Source organism: Sphingomonas sp. UBA978 (genome assembly GCF_002292295.1).
Lineage (GTDB): Bacteria > Pseudomonadota > Alphaproteobacteria > Sphingomonadales > Sphingomonadaceae > Sphingomonas.
In genome coordinates this window covers 288,809-303,950 of record NZ_DBBS01000020.1, presented here as the reverse complement: position 1 = coordinate 303,950, position 15,142 = coordinate 288,809, and the positions used below count along the sequence as shown (strand labels likewise).

At 67.7% G+C, this 15,142-nt stretch carries 15 protein-coding genes; 8 read left to right on the top strand and 7 right to left on the bottom strand.

All coding sequences use genetic code 11. The features are described from left to right. Positions 1-7 precede the first annotated feature (7 nt). The 4 genes from B2515_RS13970 to B2515_RS13955 all read right to left on the bottom strand — a co-directional run bounded on the left by B2515_RS13970 (position 8) and on the right by B2515_RS13955 (position 4,131). Positions 8-421: a type II toxin-antitoxin system VapC family toxin gene (locus B2515_RS13970; RefSeq protein WP_293877272.1), complete on the bottom strand. Its 414-nt coding sequence runs from the start codon at positions 419-421 to the stop codon at positions 8-10. Next, on the bottom strand, positions 405-686 hold the full coding sequence (locus B2515_RS13965) for a hypothetical protein (RefSeq protein WP_293877271.1): 282 nt from the start codon (positions 684-686) through the stop codon (positions 405-407). Before B2515_RS13965 ends, B2515_RS13970 begins: the two co-directional genes overlap by 17 nt. 43 nt (positions 687-729) lie before the next feature. Then, on the bottom strand, positions 730-1,758 hold the full coding sequence (locus tag B2515_RS13960) for an aspartate-semialdehyde dehydrogenase (protein ID WP_293877269.1): 1,029 nt from the start codon (positions 1,756-1,758) through the stop codon (positions 730-732). Positions 1,759-1,878: 120 nt separating this feature from the next. Further along, positions 1,879-4,131, bottom strand: coding sequence for a DPP IV N-terminal domain-containing protein (locus tag B2515_RS13955; protein WP_414711404.1), 2,253 nt, complete (start codon positions 4,129-4,131; stop codon positions 1,879-1,881). 229 nt (positions 4,132-4,360) lie between these two features. Between B2515_RS13955 and B2515_RS13950 the strand changes: the two genes are divergently transcribed. The 5 genes from B2515_RS13950 (at position 4,361) to B2515_RS13930 (ending at position 8,167) form a co-directional block, all read left to right on the top strand. Continuing rightward, on the top strand, positions 4,361-4,972 hold the full coding sequence (locus B2515_RS13950) for a DUF6975 family protein (RefSeq protein WP_293877267.1): 612 nt from the start codon (positions 4,361-4,363) through the stop codon (positions 4,970-4,972). 62 nt (positions 4,973-5,034) lie between these two features. Next, positions 5,035-5,883: an AAA family ATPase gene (locus B2515_RS13945; protein ID WP_230630400.1), complete on the top strand. Its 849-nt coding sequence runs from the start codon at positions 5,035-5,037 to the stop codon at positions 5,881-5,883. A gap of 159 nt (positions 5,884-6,042) precedes the next feature. Further along, entirely contained in the window at positions 6,043-6,609 is a 567-nt protein-coding gene (locus B2515_RS13940; RefSeq protein WP_293877263.1) for a CHAP domain-containing protein, read from the top strand. Positions 6,610-6,686: 77 nt separating this feature from the next. Next, the gene (locus B2515_RS13935; RefSeq protein WP_293877261.1) at positions 6,687-7,865 is read left to right on the top strand and encodes a vWA domain-containing protein; all 1,179 of its coding nucleotides are present in this window, start codon (positions 6,687-6,689) and stop codon (positions 7,863-7,865) included. Positions 7,866-7,912: 47 nt separating this feature from the next. Beyond that, positions 7,913-8,167: a hypothetical protein gene (locus B2515_RS13930; RefSeq protein WP_293877259.1), complete on the top strand. Its 255-nt coding sequence runs from the start codon at positions 7,913-7,915 to the stop codon at positions 8,165-8,167. A 30-nt stretch (positions 8,168-8,197) separates the two neighbouring features. Here the strand turns inward: B2515_RS13930 and B2515_RS13925 are convergent, their stop codons facing one another. Then, on the bottom strand, positions 8,198-9,283 hold the full coding sequence (locus B2515_RS13925) for an anhydro-N-acetylmuramic acid kinase (RefSeq protein WP_293877257.1): 1,086 nt from the start codon (positions 9,281-9,283) through the stop codon (positions 8,198-8,200). 78 nt (positions 9,284-9,361) lie between these two features. On the opposite strand from B2515_RS13925, the gene rimO reads away from it, so the two are divergent. Genes rimO through B2515_RS13910 form a run of 3 tightly spaced genes read left to right on the top strand, consistent with a single transcriptional unit; the run spans position 9,362 to position 13,491 of the window. Continuing rightward, positions 9,362-10,687: a 30S ribosomal protein S12 methylthiotransferase RimO gene (rimO, locus tag B2515_RS13920; RefSeq protein ID WP_293877255.1), complete on the top strand. Its 1,326-nt coding sequence runs from the start codon at positions 9,362-9,364 to the stop codon at positions 10,685-10,687. A 28-nt stretch (positions 10,688-10,715) separates the two neighbouring features. Next, a complete protein-coding gene (locus B2515_RS13915) occupies positions 10,716-12,128 on the top strand; it encodes a serine hydrolase domain-containing protein (RefSeq protein WP_414711403.1) in 1,413 nt (470 codons plus the stop codon). Position 12,129: 1 nt separating this feature from the next. Beyond that, complete coding sequence (locus tag B2515_RS13910; RefSeq protein ID WP_293877251.1) at positions 12,130-13,491, top strand: leucyl aminopeptidase family protein; 1,362 nt, start codon at positions 12,130-12,132, stop codon at positions 13,489-13,491. A gap of 6 nt (positions 13,492-13,497) precedes the next feature. On the opposite strand, the gene B2515_RS13905 is transcribed toward B2515_RS13910, so the two are convergent. Both B2515_RS13905 and tpiA read right to left on the bottom strand, forming a co-directional pair. After that, on the bottom strand, positions 13,498-14,241 hold the full coding sequence (locus B2515_RS13905) for an energy transducer TonB (protein ID WP_293877249.1): 744 nt from the start codon (positions 14,239-14,241) through the stop codon (positions 13,498-13,500). Positions 14,242-14,298: 57 nt separating this feature from the next. Then, positions 14,299-15,045, bottom strand: a complete 747-nt coding sequence (tpiA, locus tag B2515_RS13900; protein ID WP_293877247.1) for a triose-phosphate isomerase — start codon at positions 15,043-15,045, stop codon at positions 14,299-14,301. Positions 15,046-15,142: the final 97 nt, after the last annotated feature.

Sequence of the window (15,142 nt, the reverse complement as noted above, 5' to 3'; positions counted from 1 at the left end):
CGTCTGGTCATTCCGTCTCGAACGGCAGCAGCTCGACGTTGAAGCGCTCCGCCGCCTTGATCTGAAATTTGCGGTCGGCGGTGATCAGGCGGCATTGCAGGCGTACGGCCAGCGCCAGATAGACGCAATCGTAGACCGGATGGCGCAGCAGGAACGCAATGCGCAAGGCGTCCTGTATCAAGCCGCCGGTTGGGTACAGGCGGCTGAAGTACCTAGGCAGGTTTTCCAGATTATCTTCGGCATGCACCATCAGCAGCCTACTGGTGCGGACCATAGACCAATAGGCATTGGCCGCCTCGGTCAGGATCAGGTCGTGCGCGACGAGAAACGGCTCGGTCCTTACCAACTCGAGCGCTGCCGCCGACCCCAGTTCCTCTACCGACAGTTTGATCGCGACGCTGGCGTCAACGACCGTCGTCATCGGGCCAGCCATCATCGGTATCGCGCCCATGATTGGTGTCGCGATACCAGCGGATGATGAGGGTGCTGTCGTCGGACAGACAATCCGTTGGCGCCATCGCCCGCTGTCTCGCCGACAAGGCCAGCTTTTCCTCGATAGTCAACGGCCGCACCTCGCGGCGCACCGCAGCGACCTCCTCTTCGATCGAATGACCGTAAGCGGACGCACGCTCCGCGATCGCGTCGGCGGCAATGGCGTCTATCCGATCGTGAAACCCGTCGTGCATCCGCGTCGTATAGCACAAACGCGGATACAGACGAAGTCCAGCCTCAACCGTCCTTCTTGAGGTGCCGGCGGCCGAGCAGTTCCGCGATCTGCACCGCGTTCAGCGCCGCGCCCTTGCGCAGATTGTCGCTGACGCACCACAGGTTCAGCCCGTTCTCCACCGTCGGGTCCTCGCGAACGCGGCTGATGTAGGTGGCGTCGTCGCCGGCGGCCTCGATCGGGGTGATATAGCCGCCGTCCTCATGCTTATCGATCAGCATGATGCCCGGCGCCTCGCGCAGGATGCGCTTGGCGTCCTCGGCGGAGATCTCGTTCTCGAATTCGATGTTGATCGATTCCGAATGGCCGACGAACACCGGCACACGGACGCAGGTCGCGGTGACCTTGATCTTCGGATCGAGAATCTTTTTGGTCTCGACCACCATCTTCCATTCTTCCTTGGTCGATCCGTCGTCCAGGAAGCTGTCGATGTGCGGGATCACGTTGAACGCGATCTGCTTGGTGAACTTCTTCGCCTCCGCGGGATCGCCGACGAAGATGTTGCGGCTCTGCTCGAACAGCTCGTCCATGCCGATCTTCCCCGCGCCCGACACCGACTGATAGGTCGAGACGACGACGCGCGTGATCTTTGCCGCGTCATGCAGCGGCTTCAGCGCGACGACCATCTGCGCGGTCGAGCAATTGGGGTTGGCGATGATGTTCTTGGCCTTGTAGCCGTCGATCGCGGCGGCATTCACCTCGGGCACGATCAGCGGCACATCGGGATCCATCCGGTACAGCGACGAATTGTCGATCACCGTGCAGCCGGCTGCGGCGAACTTGGGGGCATAGACTTTGGTCGCGTCGCTGCCGATCGCGAACAGCGCCATATCCCAGCCGGCGGGGTCGAAATGCTCGATGTTCTGCACCTTGAGCATCTTGCCGGTGTCGCCGTATTCGATCGTCTCGCCCTGGCTGCGGCTCGACGCCAGCACTGCGATCTCGTCCGCCGGGAATTCGCGCTCGGCGAGGATGTTGACCATCTCGCGCCCGACATTGCCCGTCGCGCCCGCGACCACCACCCGATAACCCATGAAACCCTCCACTCGTACGCCGCGCCCCCTATCGGCGTTGCGTGGCGAGGTCCATCCGCTTTCGCTTTATTGCGCACAAAGCATCGCCCGGCGGCGGAGCCGAAGCCCCGCCGCCACGCGTCACTTCGCCGGCCTGTTCTTCACATTGCGGTCGAGGAACTCGAGGATCGTCCCCCAGAGGTGCTGGCTGACCCCCGGTCCAGCGACGCGATGGGTGTAACCGGGGTAGAACATCATCTCGAACGGCGTGCCCGCCCCCTGCATCTTCGCGGCGACCTTGGTCGAATTGTCGAGGAAGACGTTGTCGTCGGCCATGCCGTGGATCAGCAGCAGCGGGTCCCTGATCCCGACCGATTCCTCGACCGCCGCCGACGCCGCATAGCTCTTCGGGTCCTTTGCCGGGTCGCCGAGATAGCGTTCGGTATAATGCGTGTCGTAGAGCTGCCAGGCGGTCACCGGCGCGCCCGAGACGGCCGCCGCATAGACGCCCGGCGTCTTTTCCAGCATCTTGAGCGACATATAGCCGCCATAGGACCAGCCATAGGTCGCGATCTTCGATCCGTCGACGAACGGCAGCGATTTGAGGTAGTTGGCACCCGCCAACTGGTCCTCGACCTCGACCGTGCCCATCGCGTGATAGATCTGGTCCTCAAACGCCTTGCCGCGGTTGTACGAGCCGCGGTTGTCGATCTTGAAGTAGATCCAGCCCTGATCGACCAGGAACTGCGGCAGCGCGCCCTGCCAGCCGCGCGTCACCTGCTGGCCAGTGCCGGGGCCGCCGTAATGTTCGAAGAACACCGGATAGGTCTTGCCGGCGACCAGCGGCGGCGTAATCATCTCCCAATAGAGCGTCGTGCCGTCCTTGGCCTTGATCGTGCCGAACTTCGTCGGCTGATGGCTGGCGAGGAACGGCTGGTAGGGATGGCCCGCCACGATCGCATTCTCGTTGATCCACGCGATCCGCTTGCCGGTCGTATCCGCCATATAGACTTGCGTCGGCTGCGACGGGTTGGAGCGCGACACGATGAAGCGGCTCGCGGCATGATCCATGCTCGCGCCGTTGGTCCAGCCGAGCTCGGTCAGCCGGGTGATGACGTTCGGTTTCGCGATATCGACCGCATAGAGATGCTGTTCGAGCACGTCGTCCTTCAGCCCGGTGAAGTAGAGACGGCCTTTCGCCTCGTCGACGCCCGTCAGCCCGGTGACCACCCACGGCCCCCTGGTCAGCTGCGTCCACTTGCCGCCCGGCGTCCAGCGGTACAGATGCCCGTAGCCGTCGCGCTCGGACCGCCAGATCAGGCTGCCGTCCTTCATCGGCTTGTAATCGTCGCTGAGGTTGAGCCAGCTCTTCGCGCCCGCCTTTTCGGTGAACAGCACGCTCGCCTTGCCCGTCTCCGGATCGACGCGCAGCATGTCAAGCGTCTTCTGGTCGCGGCTCTGGCGCTGCACCAGCAGGGTCTTGCCGTCGGGCGTCCAGTCGACCCGCGCCAGATAGATGTCGGGGTTGCTGCCGAGATCGACCTTGACCTGTCCCGACCCGTCCGGCCGCATCACATACAGCTCGACCAGCACGTTGGGCGTGCCCGCCGCCGGGTAGCGCTGTTCGTAGGTCTTGGTCCCCGCGGCGCCGATCGAGGCGCGGGTGAAGACATGGACCGGCGCCTCGTCGAACTTCTCGACCGCGATGAAGCGTTCGTCCGGCGACCACCAATAGCCGGTGCGGCGATCCATTTCCTCCTGCGCGACGAACTCCGCCTCGCCGAAGTGGATCGTGCCGCCGCCGCCCTGCGTCACCGGACGGGCCTCGCCGCCCGCCAAGGGCTGCGCGTACAGATTCTGGTCGCGCACGAAGCTGACATAGCCGCCCTTCGGCGACACCACCGGGTTGAGTTCGCCGCCCGGGGTCTGCGTCAGCCGCCGCACATTGCCGTTCAGCGTCGCGAGATACAGGTCGCCGTCGAGCGGCACGAGGATCGAGCGGCCGTCCGGCGCGAAGTCATAGGCGACGATGCCCTTCGACCCGCCGATCCGCGCGCGCTCGCGCTGCATCTTCTCCGCCTCGGTCAGTTCCGCGCCGCTGCCGACCTTCTTGCTGTCGACCAGCATCCGCTCCGCGCCGCTGCGCGTGTCGCGCGCCCACAGGTCGGTACGCTCCTTCTCGTCCGCGCGCGGACGCAGGAAGGTCAGCAACGTGCCGTCCGGCGACAGCCGCACGCCGCGCGGCTGCGATCCCGACAGGTCGGGGCTGCCGAACACCCGCGCCAGCGTCAGGTCGCCCGCCGCGGCCGGCCTCGCCACCTGCGCGCCCGCCTCACCGGCCACCGTCATGGTCCCCGCCGATGCCAGCGCCAACGCCACGATCCATTTCCGCATCACCTTAGCTCCAATCCAACGTGCCGTCGTTCTTAGGCCACGTTCCGGCGACGTAAAGGTGGATTGCGCCGGGGTTAACGCGCCGTAAACCGTGTCTTTACGTGGTTCGTATAGGTCATGGTCGGACAAGGCCCATGTCGTGACGGATGGGCGGGACGGCAGGGATCATTTCCGGGGTAACATGTTGGATACGGCACAGACAGGCTGGCACTCGAGCGCATGGGATCTGGTGACCCAGCTGGGTGACGCCGACGGCAGTGCCGCGCACCCGCATCTCGCCCTTCTCATCTCGCCCGCCGCGTCGGCGCGCGACCTGTCCGACGCCGTCCACGCGCTTTGTGCCGTCCATGGCGATCATCCCGGCCTCGCGGCGGAGGCACGCACCCATTGCGTCCAGCCCGACGCCTGCGACTGGCTGGACGCGGTCGCCGAGGCGTTCGTCGCGGAACGCAGCTATATCGCGCAGCTCGCCGCCGCCGCCGGACCGTTGCCCTCGACTCCCGGCCAGGCGGAAACCGAAGCCGCGCTCATCACCAGCCATCACGCGATCGAGATGCTGGCCAAGTCCGAACGGCGCGGCTGCGCCACGGGCGCGGTCGCCGCGCTGGTGCAGGACTGGTCGACGATCCGCCTGCTGCTCGACCATGCCGCCGCCCGCTTCGGGGTCGAGCCGGTGCCCGCCGCCTTCCCGCCGCTCGCGGAAACCGCCGCGAGCATCGCGATGCTCGGCGGCACGCCGGCGACCGAACGCGCGGTCAGTTTCGGCGCGCAGCAGCTGCTCGCCCAGCACCGCGCGCTGTGGGACCTGCTGGAGGCCCGGGCGAGCGCGCGCGAAGGCTGACCTTGCAAGGCGGGCGACGATCCGCCAACGACGTACCCGACATTCGATTGACGGGAACGGTCATGAAACGCTTCGAAGGCACGCAAAGCTATGTCGCCACCGACGACCTGAAGGTCGCGGTCAACGCCGCGGTGACGCTGCGCCGGCCGTTGCTGGTCAAGGGCGAACCCGGCACCGGCAAGACCGTGCTGGCCTATGAGATCGCCAAGGCGACCGGTGCCGAGTTGATCGAATGGAACGTCAAATCGACGACCAAGGCGCAGCAGGGCCTGTACGAATATGACGCCGTCGCCCGCCTGCGCGACGGCCAATTGGGCGACGAGCGCGTCCACGACATCGCCAATTACATCCGCCGCGGCAAATTGTGGGAGGCCTTCACCCGGCCGACGCCGCCCGTGCTGCTGATCGACGAGATCGACAAGGCGGACATCGAGTTTCCCAACGACCTGTTGCAGGAACTCGATCGCATGGAATTCCACGTCTACGAGACGAAGGAGACGGTGCGCGCGGTCGAGCGGCCGATCGTGGTCATCACCAGCAACAACGAAAAGGAACTGCCCGACGCCTTCCTGCGCCGTTGCTTCTTCCACTATATCAAATTTCCCGATCGCGACACGATGCAGGCGATCATCGACGTCCACTTCCCCGGCATCCAGAAGATCCTGGTGAGCAAGGCGATGGACATCTTCTACGACGTCCGCGACGTCCCCGGCCTCAAGAAGAAGCCGAGCACCAGCGAGCTGCTCGACTGGCTGAAGCTGCTGCTGCACGAGGACATGCCGCTCGACGTGCTGCAGAACCGCGATCCGACCAAGGCGATCCCGCCGCTCCATGGTGCGCTGCTCAAGAACGAACAGGATATCATGCTGTTCGAGCGTCTCGCCTTCATGGCGAAACGGCAGGGACGCTGACGCTCGGCCCGTCACGCCCCCTTCCGTCACTGCGCGCACCACCGAGTCCGCGACGAGCCGTTTCGACTCTGCAACGACCGGCAAATAATTGCCGTTTGCATGGTCCGTTAACCGTAATCGCCAATGCTGTGGTCATCGCTCCCGCGGTAACCCATGGTCATGCGGGGTTTTCTTCCCAGATGCGGCAGTGTGGCCGCGGCAACATTGGCGGCCACGCTGATTGCCGCTCCGCTCGGCGCTTCGGCCGGCCTGCTCGATTACGTCGGCCAATGCGTGCCCTTCGCGCGCGAAGCCTCGGGCATCCAGATCTACGGCGACGCCTGGACCTGGTGGGGGCAGGCAAAGGGCCGCTACGACCGCGGCCACGCGCCGCGGATCGGATCGGTCATCGTCTTTGCGAAGACCGGTCGCCTGCCGCTCGGCCATGTCGCCGTGGTCAGCCGGGTGGTCGAGAAGCGCGTGCTGATGCTGACCCACGCCAACTGGTCGCGCCAGAACGGCGAACGCGGCCATGCCGAACAGGATGTGACGCTGTACGACGTCTCCGACCGCAACGACTGGAGCGAGGTGAAGGTCTGGTATCGCGATGCCGACGGCCTTGGCGGCAGCGTCTATCCGGTCGAAGGCTTCATCTACGGCGGCCGGCCTTCGCCGCAACTGACCAGCCGCAACCCCGATTATGTCGGCGCGCTGATCGACGCCTACGTCCCGGACGCCGGGCGCTAGGACATACGCCACCGGACGGACCGATCATCCGGTCGTCACGCGCTGGACACGCCGCCCGGCGCGGCTAGGATGAGGGCATGTTCCTCACCTTCCTCGACGAGCTTCGCGCCGCCGGCATCCCGGCGAGCCTCAAGGAACATCTGATCCTGCTCGAAGCGCTCGACGCCGAGGTGATCGACCGCACGCCGGAGGCCTTCTACTATCTCGCCCGCGCGACCTATGTGAAGGACGAGGGGCTGCTCGACCGCTTCGACCAGGTCTTCGCCAAGGTCTTTCGCGGCATCGCCACCACCTATGGCACGCAGGCGGAGGACATTCCCGCCGACTGGCTGCAGGCGGTCGCCGAGAAATTCCTGACGCCCGAGGAGATGGAGCAGATCAAGTCGCTCGGCTCGTGGGACGAGATCATGGAGACGCTCAAGCAGCGACTCGCCGAGCAGGAAGGGCGCCACCAGGGCGGCAACAAATGGATCGGCACCGGCGGCACCAGCCCGTTCGGCAATTCCGGCTACAATCCCGAAGGGGTGCGGATCGGCGGCGAGGGCAAGCACGGCCGCGCGCTCAAGGTCTGGGACCAGCGCGCATTCAAGAACCTCGATTCGACCCGCGAACTCGGCACCCGCAACATCAAGGTCGCGCTCCGCCGCCTGCGCCGCTTCGCGCGCGAGGGCGCGGCGGACGAACTCGACATCGACGGCACGATCGACGGCACCGCGCGCGCCGGCTGGCTCGACATCCGCATGCGGCCCGAGCGGCGCAATGCGGTGAAGATGCTGCTGTTCCTCGACGTCGGCGGGTCGATGGACCCGTGGGTCCGGCTCTGCGAGGAATTGTTCAGCGCCGCGACCGCGGAGTTCAAGAACCTCGAATTCTTCTACTTCCACAATTGCCCCTATGAGGGGGTGTGGAAGGACAATAGCCGCCGCTTCGCCGAGCGGACGCCATTGTGGGACGTGCTCCACAAGTTCGGCCACGACTATAAGCTGGTCTTCGTCGGCGATGCGGCGATGAGCCCCTATGAGATCACGCATCCCGGCGGCTCGGTCGAACATTTCAACGAGGAGGCGGGCGCGGTGTGGATGCAGCGCCTGACCAACACCTATCCCGCCGCGGTGTGGCTCAATCCGGTGCCGGACGGGCAATGGGGCTACAGCCAGTCAACCCGCATCCTGCGCGAGCTGATGTCCGACCGCATGTACCCGCTGACGCTGGCAGGCCTCGACGACGCGATGCGCGAGCTGACGCGGAAGCGGTAGCGTCGGCGCGCGCGATGGGATAATGTATCCCCCTCGGGAGACACATTATGCGCCATCTGCCGCTCCTCGCCGTCCTGCTGCCTGCCGCTGCGCTGGCAGAGTCCGGCGCGATTCCTCCATCGAACACGCCGGTCATTCACAAGGGCAAGCCCCACTGCGTTTTGCCCGGTGCCCGCCGCGTCGGCGACCTGCCACCCCCGGCGGCCCGCAAGCTCGGCGACATGCCGCCCGCGACGCCGATCTACACCGTCGTCCGCGAGATCGACGGCTGCCCCGTTCCGGCGAGCGTCCGCCGGCGCTGAGTCGGGTTCGCCGTCTCGGGCGGCAAGCGCTCACTCCCTGTTCACGACCCCGCCGGCCAGCGGCGCGCCGACGCCGGTCGTGCCCGGAAAGCTGATCGGCAGCCCTTTGAGCGTCCGCACCGCCATATAGGCGAAGCCCTCCGCCTCCATCGCATCGCCGTTCCAGCCGAGCGCGTCGCTCGGTTCCGGCGTCAGTCCGGTGCGCTCCGCGATCATCCGCAGCAATGTCGGGTTGTGGCGCCCGCCGCCCGCGACGATCAGCCGCCGCGGCCGTTCGGGGAGCCGGTCGATCGCCTCGTTGACGCTCGCCGCGGTGAAGGCGGTCAGCGTCGCGGCGCCGTCCGCGGCCGACAGGCCCCGCGCCGGCTGGATGGTGAAATCATTGCGGTCGAGGCTCTTGGGCGGCGCCAGTTCGAAGAAGCCATGGTCGAGCATGCCGGTCAGCACCGCCTCGTCGACCCGGCCCGCCGCCGCCAGCGCGCCGCCGTCGTCGAAGCGCGCGCCCGTCTCCGCCGCGACCCAGCTGTCGATCAGGCCGTTGGCCGGCCCGGTGTCGAACGCCACCAGCGCGCCGTCGCGACCGACGAAGGTGACGTTCGCCACGCCGCCCAGATTGAGCACCGCCACCGGCAGATCGAGCCCGGCGACCAGCGCGGCATGATAGACCGGCAGCAGCGGCGCGCCCTGCCCGCCCGCGGCGACGTCGGCGCTGCGGAAATCGCTCACCACGGTGACGCCGGTCGCTCGCGCCAGCACCGCACCGTCGCCGATCTGCCACGTCCAGCCGCGGTCGGGCCGGTGCGCCACCGTCTGGCCGTGATAGCCGATCGCATCGACCGTCGCCGCCTCGACCCCCGCCTCGCGCAGCAGCTTGTGGACGGCAAAGGCATGCGTCCGGTCGATCAGCTCGCCCGCCGCGACCAGATCCGGGCTCGCCCGCGGCCGGTCGAAGGTGAGCGCCAGCGCCGTCGCCGCCTCCAGCTGCGCCCGTGCCGCGTCCGAGAACGGCTCGCCGCGAAAGGCGATGGGCCGGACCTGCCCCTCGCCATCCGTCTCGATCAGCGCCGCATCGATTCCGTCGAGCGACGTTCCGGACATCAGACCCACTGCCAGCATAGTCGCGCACTCCCTGCCGCGTGCTCTAGCGGGACCATCTGGCGAAACCATGCGAAAACGACTATGTGAGCCGCTCTCATGGCAACTCGACTCCCCTCCCCGCCGCGCGTCGGCATGGTTTCGCTCGGCTGTCCCAAGAATCTGGTCGACAGCGAACGCATCCTCACCCAGCTGCGCGCCGACGGCTATCAGATGTCCGCCGACTATGCCGGCGCCGACGTCGTGCTGGTCAACACCTGCGGCTTCCTCGATTCCGCCAAGGAGGAAAGCCTCGAGGCGATCGGCGAGGCGATCGCCGAGAACGGCCGCGTCATCGTGACGGGCTGCATGGGCAAGGAGGCGGAGGTCATCCGCGCCCGCTTCCCGCAGGTGCTCGCGGTCACCGGCGCGCATCAATACGAACAGGTGGTCGAGGCGGTGCACGAGGCCGCGCCCGCGAACCTGTCACCGTACATCGACCTGATCCCGGACGCCGGCCTCAAGCTGACACCGCGCCACTACAGCTATCTCAAGATCTCGGAGGGCTGCAACCACCGTTGCTCCTTCTGCATCATCCCCAGCCTGCGCGGCGATCTCGTCAGCCGCCGCCCCGACGCGATCCTGCGCGAGGCGGAGAAGCTGGTCGCTGCGGGCACGCGCGAACTGCTGGTCATCAGCCAGGACACCAGTGCCTATGGCATCGACATCCGCAAGGAGCCGCGGATGTGGAAGGGGCAGGAGGTCGTGCCGCACATGACCGACCTCGCCCGCGAGCTCGGCAAGATCGCGCCATGGGTCCGGCTCCACTACGTCTACCCCTACCCCCATGTCGACCAGGTCATCCCGCTGATGGCCGACGGGCTGGTCCTCCCCTATCTCGACATCCCGTTCCAGCATGCCGCACCGTCGTTGCTCAAGCGGATGAAGCGCCCGGGCAACGACGCCAAGGTGCTGCAGCGCATCCACCAATGGCGCGACATCTGCCCCGACATCGCGATCCGCTCGACCTTCGTCGTCGGCTTCCCCGGCGAGACGGAGGCGGATTTCCAGTATCTGCTCGACTGGCTCGACGAGGCGCAGCTCGACCGCGTCGGCGCGTTCCGCTTCGAGCCCGTTGAGGGCGCGGCGGCGAACGACCTGCCCGACCACGTGCCGGAAGAACTGAAGGAAGAACGCTACCAGCGGATCATGGCCAAGACCGCCGCGATCAGCGCCGCCAAGCTTGCCGCCAAGGTCGGCCGCACGCTGCCCGTCATCATCGACGAGGTCGGTGAGGAAGGCGCCACCGGCCGCAGCCAGGCCGACGCGCCCGAGATCGATGGCCAGGTCTTCCTGCGCGACGCCGCCCACCTCTCGGTCGGCGACATCGTGCCGGTCGCAATCGAGGATGCGGACGAGCACGATCTGTACGGCGTGCCGGTCTGATCGATTTCGCTTTCGCCGGCGGCTGTGGATGTGGCAGCACGCCGGGATGTTCCTTCGATCGCTCGCCGCCGCCGTCGCACTCACCGTCGCACCTTCCGTCGCCCGGGCGCAGGCGCTCACGCCCGCCGAACTGACCGCGATCGACACGGTCGTCGCGGACGGCCTCGCCCGGACCGGCACGCCCTCGGCGCAGATAGCGATCGTCCGTGGCGGCAAGATCGTGCTCGTCAAAGCGTACGGCAGGCAGTCGGATACCGCCCCCGCGCGCACCGACGCGCCCTATCAGATCGCCTCCATCTCCAAGCAGTTCACCGCCGCGGCGTTGCTGTTGCTCGAGGATGACGGCAAGCTGTCGATGGACGACACCGTCGGTCGATGGCTGCCCGGGATCAGCGGCGGCGACCGGATCACGATCCGGCAATTGCTCAGCCATACCGCAGGACTGCAGGATTACTGGCCGCAGGATTACAGCTTCGCCGCGATGGAGACGCCGACCACGCCGCAGGCGATCGTCGATTGCTGGGCGAAGAAACCGCTCGACTTCGCGCCCGGCACGCAGTGGCAATATTCCAACACCGGCTATGTCGTCGCCGGGCTGATCGCGGAGAAGGCGGCGGGCGAACCGCTGATGACGTTCCTCGATCGGCGGATCTTCAAGCCGCTGGGCATCACCGCGATCGATCAGGACAAGGCGATCGGCGGCCGCTTCCCGGTCGGCTATCACCGCAATGCGCTGGGGCCGGTGCGGGCGGCACCGCCACCCGCCGACGGCTGGCTGTTCGCGGCCGGCGAATTGTCGATGACGGCCGGCGATCTGGCGAAATGGGACGTCGCGCGGCTCGATCGCAGCCTGCTTCCCGCCGACGACTGGGTCGCGCAGGAAAAGCCGGTGCTGCTCGCCGATGGCAGCACGACCAATTACGGCCTGGGTGTCAGTGCCGGCAAGCGCGGCGGGCGACCCTATGTCGAGCATAGCGGCGAGGCGGTTGGCTTCCTGTCGGAGAATATCGTGTTCCCCGAACAGAAAGCGGCGATCGTCGTACTGACCAATGCCGATTTCGGCGATGCCTTCATGGCGATCGCCGACGGGCTCGCCAAGACGGTGCTGCCCGCCGGGGCGGACGCGGTGGAAGCCGCGAAGACCCGCGCGGCGCGGGCGATGTTCGACGCCCTGCGCAACGGCACGCTCGACCGCGACCTGCTGACCGCCAACGCGGCCTATTATTTCACGCCGCAGGTGCTCGCCGACTATAAGTCCAGCCTGTCCGCGCTGGGCGAGCCGACCGGGTTCGAACTCGCCGGACCCAAGCGGTTGCGCGGCGGCTTCGTCCAGCGGCGCTACACCGTCACCTATCCGAAGCGGAAGCTGTCGATCGGCACCTTCGCCGAGCCGGATGGCCGGCAGCGCTACGAACAATTCCTCGTGAGCCCGGCGAACTGACATGCCCGACATCCTGCTCCAGCCCGACCGCAGCCAGCCTGCGCATCCGATCCACCTCGTCGCGCCCGATGGCTATGACGCCTGGCTCGGCACCCAGCCGGCGCGGGTGCGCGCCGCCCTTGCCGCGCAGCGCTTCAGCGGCAAGGCGGGTAGCCATGCGGTCTATGCCGACGACGACGTCCAGGCGGTGGTGGTCGCCGGCGCTATGGGTCCGTGGACGCTGGCGCGGGTGGCCGATGCGTTGCCCGCCGGAACCTATCGCGTCGCCAGCGACATCGGCCCGGCCGCGCTCGGCTGGCTGCTCGGGCAATATCGGTTCGAACGCTACCGCCAGGCCGAAGACCCCACCGCGCGCATCCTGCTGACCGCCGACGCGGCCGGGATCGACGAGACGCTGCGTATCGCCGCGGCGACCGCATTGGTCCGCGACCTCGTCAACACCGGCGCCGGCGATCTCGGCCCGGCGGAGCTTGAGGCGGCGACGGAGCAGCTCGCCCGTCAGCATGGCGCCACCGTCACGGTGACCCGCGGCGATTCGCTCGCCACCGGCTATCCGCTGATCCACGCGGTCGGTCAGGCGGCGGTCAAGGAACGCGCGCCGCGGTTGATCGAGCTCGCATGGGGCGACCCGGCGCATCCCCGGGTCGCGATCGTCGGCAAGGGCGTGGTGTTCGATACCGGCGGGCTCGACATCAAGCCGTCGGCGGGCATGCGTCTGATGAAGAAGGACATGGGCGGTGCGGCGCATGCGTTGGCGCTCGCCAGCCTCGTCATGGCGGCGCGGCTGCCGGTGCGGCTGCACCTGCTGATCCCCGCGGTCGAGAATGCGATCGCGGGCAATGCCTTCCGTCCCGGCGACGTGCTGCGCAGCCGGCTGGGGCCGACGGTGGAGAATACCAATACCGACGCCGAGGGCCGGTTGATCCTCGCCGATGCGCTGACGAAGGCCGGTGAGAGCAAACCGGAGCTGATCCTCGATTTCGCCACGCTGACCGGCGCGGCGCGGGTCGCGCTCGGGCCCGACCTGCCGCCGCTGTTTACGGACGATGAGGCGCTCGCCGCCGACCTGCTCGCCGCCGGCACCGCGCTCGACGATCCGCTATGGCGGCTGCCGCTGTGGGACGCCTATGACGAGATGCTGAAATCGGACATCGCAGACATGGTCAACGCGCCCGACGGCGGCTTCGCGGGCGCGATCACCGCCGCGCTGTTCCTGCGCCGCTTCGTGCCCAAGGGCGTGGCATGGGCGCATATGGACGTCTTCGCGTGGCGGCCGGGGGCCAAACCGGGTCGGCCCAAGGGCGGCGACGCCTATGCCCTGCGCGCCTGCTATGCGATGCTGCGGCAGCGCTACCCGCGATAACCGCGTTCAGCGATCGATCGTCGGCGGGTCGATGTCCCATTGCTGGTCGCGCAGCACCGTCGAGCGCACCGGCCGGCCGGCGGCGTCGCGCCACGGATCGTAGCGGAAGCGCTTTTCGATCGCGGCGCAGGTCGCCTGGTCCATCAGCGCGTTGCCGCTCGATCGCACTACCGCGCACTGGGTGACGCGGCCGTCCGTCCCGACCCGGTAGCGGACGCCGACGACGCCGCGAAAGCCGATGTCGAGGATCGCATCGGGGATGTCCGATCCCTTGATCCGGCCGGTGATGAGCCGCGGTACGCGTTCGAGGCCGCTACCGTCGCCATCGCCGTCACCCCCCGCGCCATTGCCGTTGCCGATCCCGCCTGCGCCGGTGCCCGGTCCGGCGCGATCCGACGCGCCCGACGTCGCCTGCACGCCGATGTTGGGCAGCGGCGCGACGACGATCGGCGGCGGCGGCGCGACCTGAATGATCGGCACCGGCGCGGTAACCTCGGTCGCTTTGGAGCGGAGATTGGGCGGCGATGCCTTGCCGCTCGGCCGGTTGATCTTGCGCGGTGGCGGCACGATCCGCTCGGGCGGCGGCGGATCGGGCGCGAGATCGAAGGTGGCGAGCGCCTGCTGCGCCGGCCCGGCGGCGCCGTGGAACGCCAGCCCGAGCAACAGCGCATAGCCGAGCGCGGCGACGATTGCCGCGGTCAGCACGGCGGCACCGAGCCGTTCGCGTAGGGGTGTGGGCGCGATCACCATCCCGAGATGATGGCGCATGGCAGCTTTCGCAACGCTGACCGGGGCGCGTACCCCGCCCTACAGTCCGGCCGCGGCCTCGATGATCGGCACGAACTTCGCTGCCGTCAGGCTGGCGCCGCCGACCAGGGCGCCGTCGACATTCTCGCAGGCGAGGATCGTCGCGGCATTCTCGCCCGTCACCGATCCGCCGTAGAGGATGCGGACGCCATCGGCGGCATCGCCGATCAGCATGCGAAGCTTGGCGCGGGCGATCGCATGGATCGCGGCGATCTGTTCCAGCGTCGGGGTGCGGCCGGTGCCGATCGCCCAGCGCGGTTCGTAGGCGAGCGTGAACCAGCTGCCGTCGGCATTGTCGGGCACCGATTTCTCGATCTGCGCCTGCACGACGCGCTCGGCGCGATCGGCGTCGCGCTCCGCCTCGGTCTCGCCGCAGCAGGAGATGACGTGGAGCCCCGCGCGCCGTGCCGCCGCCGCCTTCGCCCAGGCGTCGTGGCTGGTTTCGCCCTGGTCCATCCGGCGTTCGCTATGGCCGACGATGGTGAAGCGCGCGCCCGCCTCGACGACCATCGCCGCCGAGACGCAGCCGGTGTGCGCGCCGCTTTCCGCCTCGTGCACGTCCTCGGCGCCGATCTGAAGCCCCGGCACGCGTTCGGCCGCGGGGGCGATCAGCGTCGACGGGACGGCAACCGCGACGTCGACGCCCGGTGCGGCGGCCGCCGCCGCAGCGATGCCGTCGAGTTCGGCGAGGCTGGCCCGCGACCCGTTCATCTTCCAATTGCCCGCCACGAGCTTGCGCCGCGTCATCCCGCCTCCTGTTTTACACGTTAAACACGCAATGCCCGCGCCCGTGCTTGATGGCAAGGCGCAGCCCCCCTAAAGCGAGGCCAATTGTTCAAGGGAC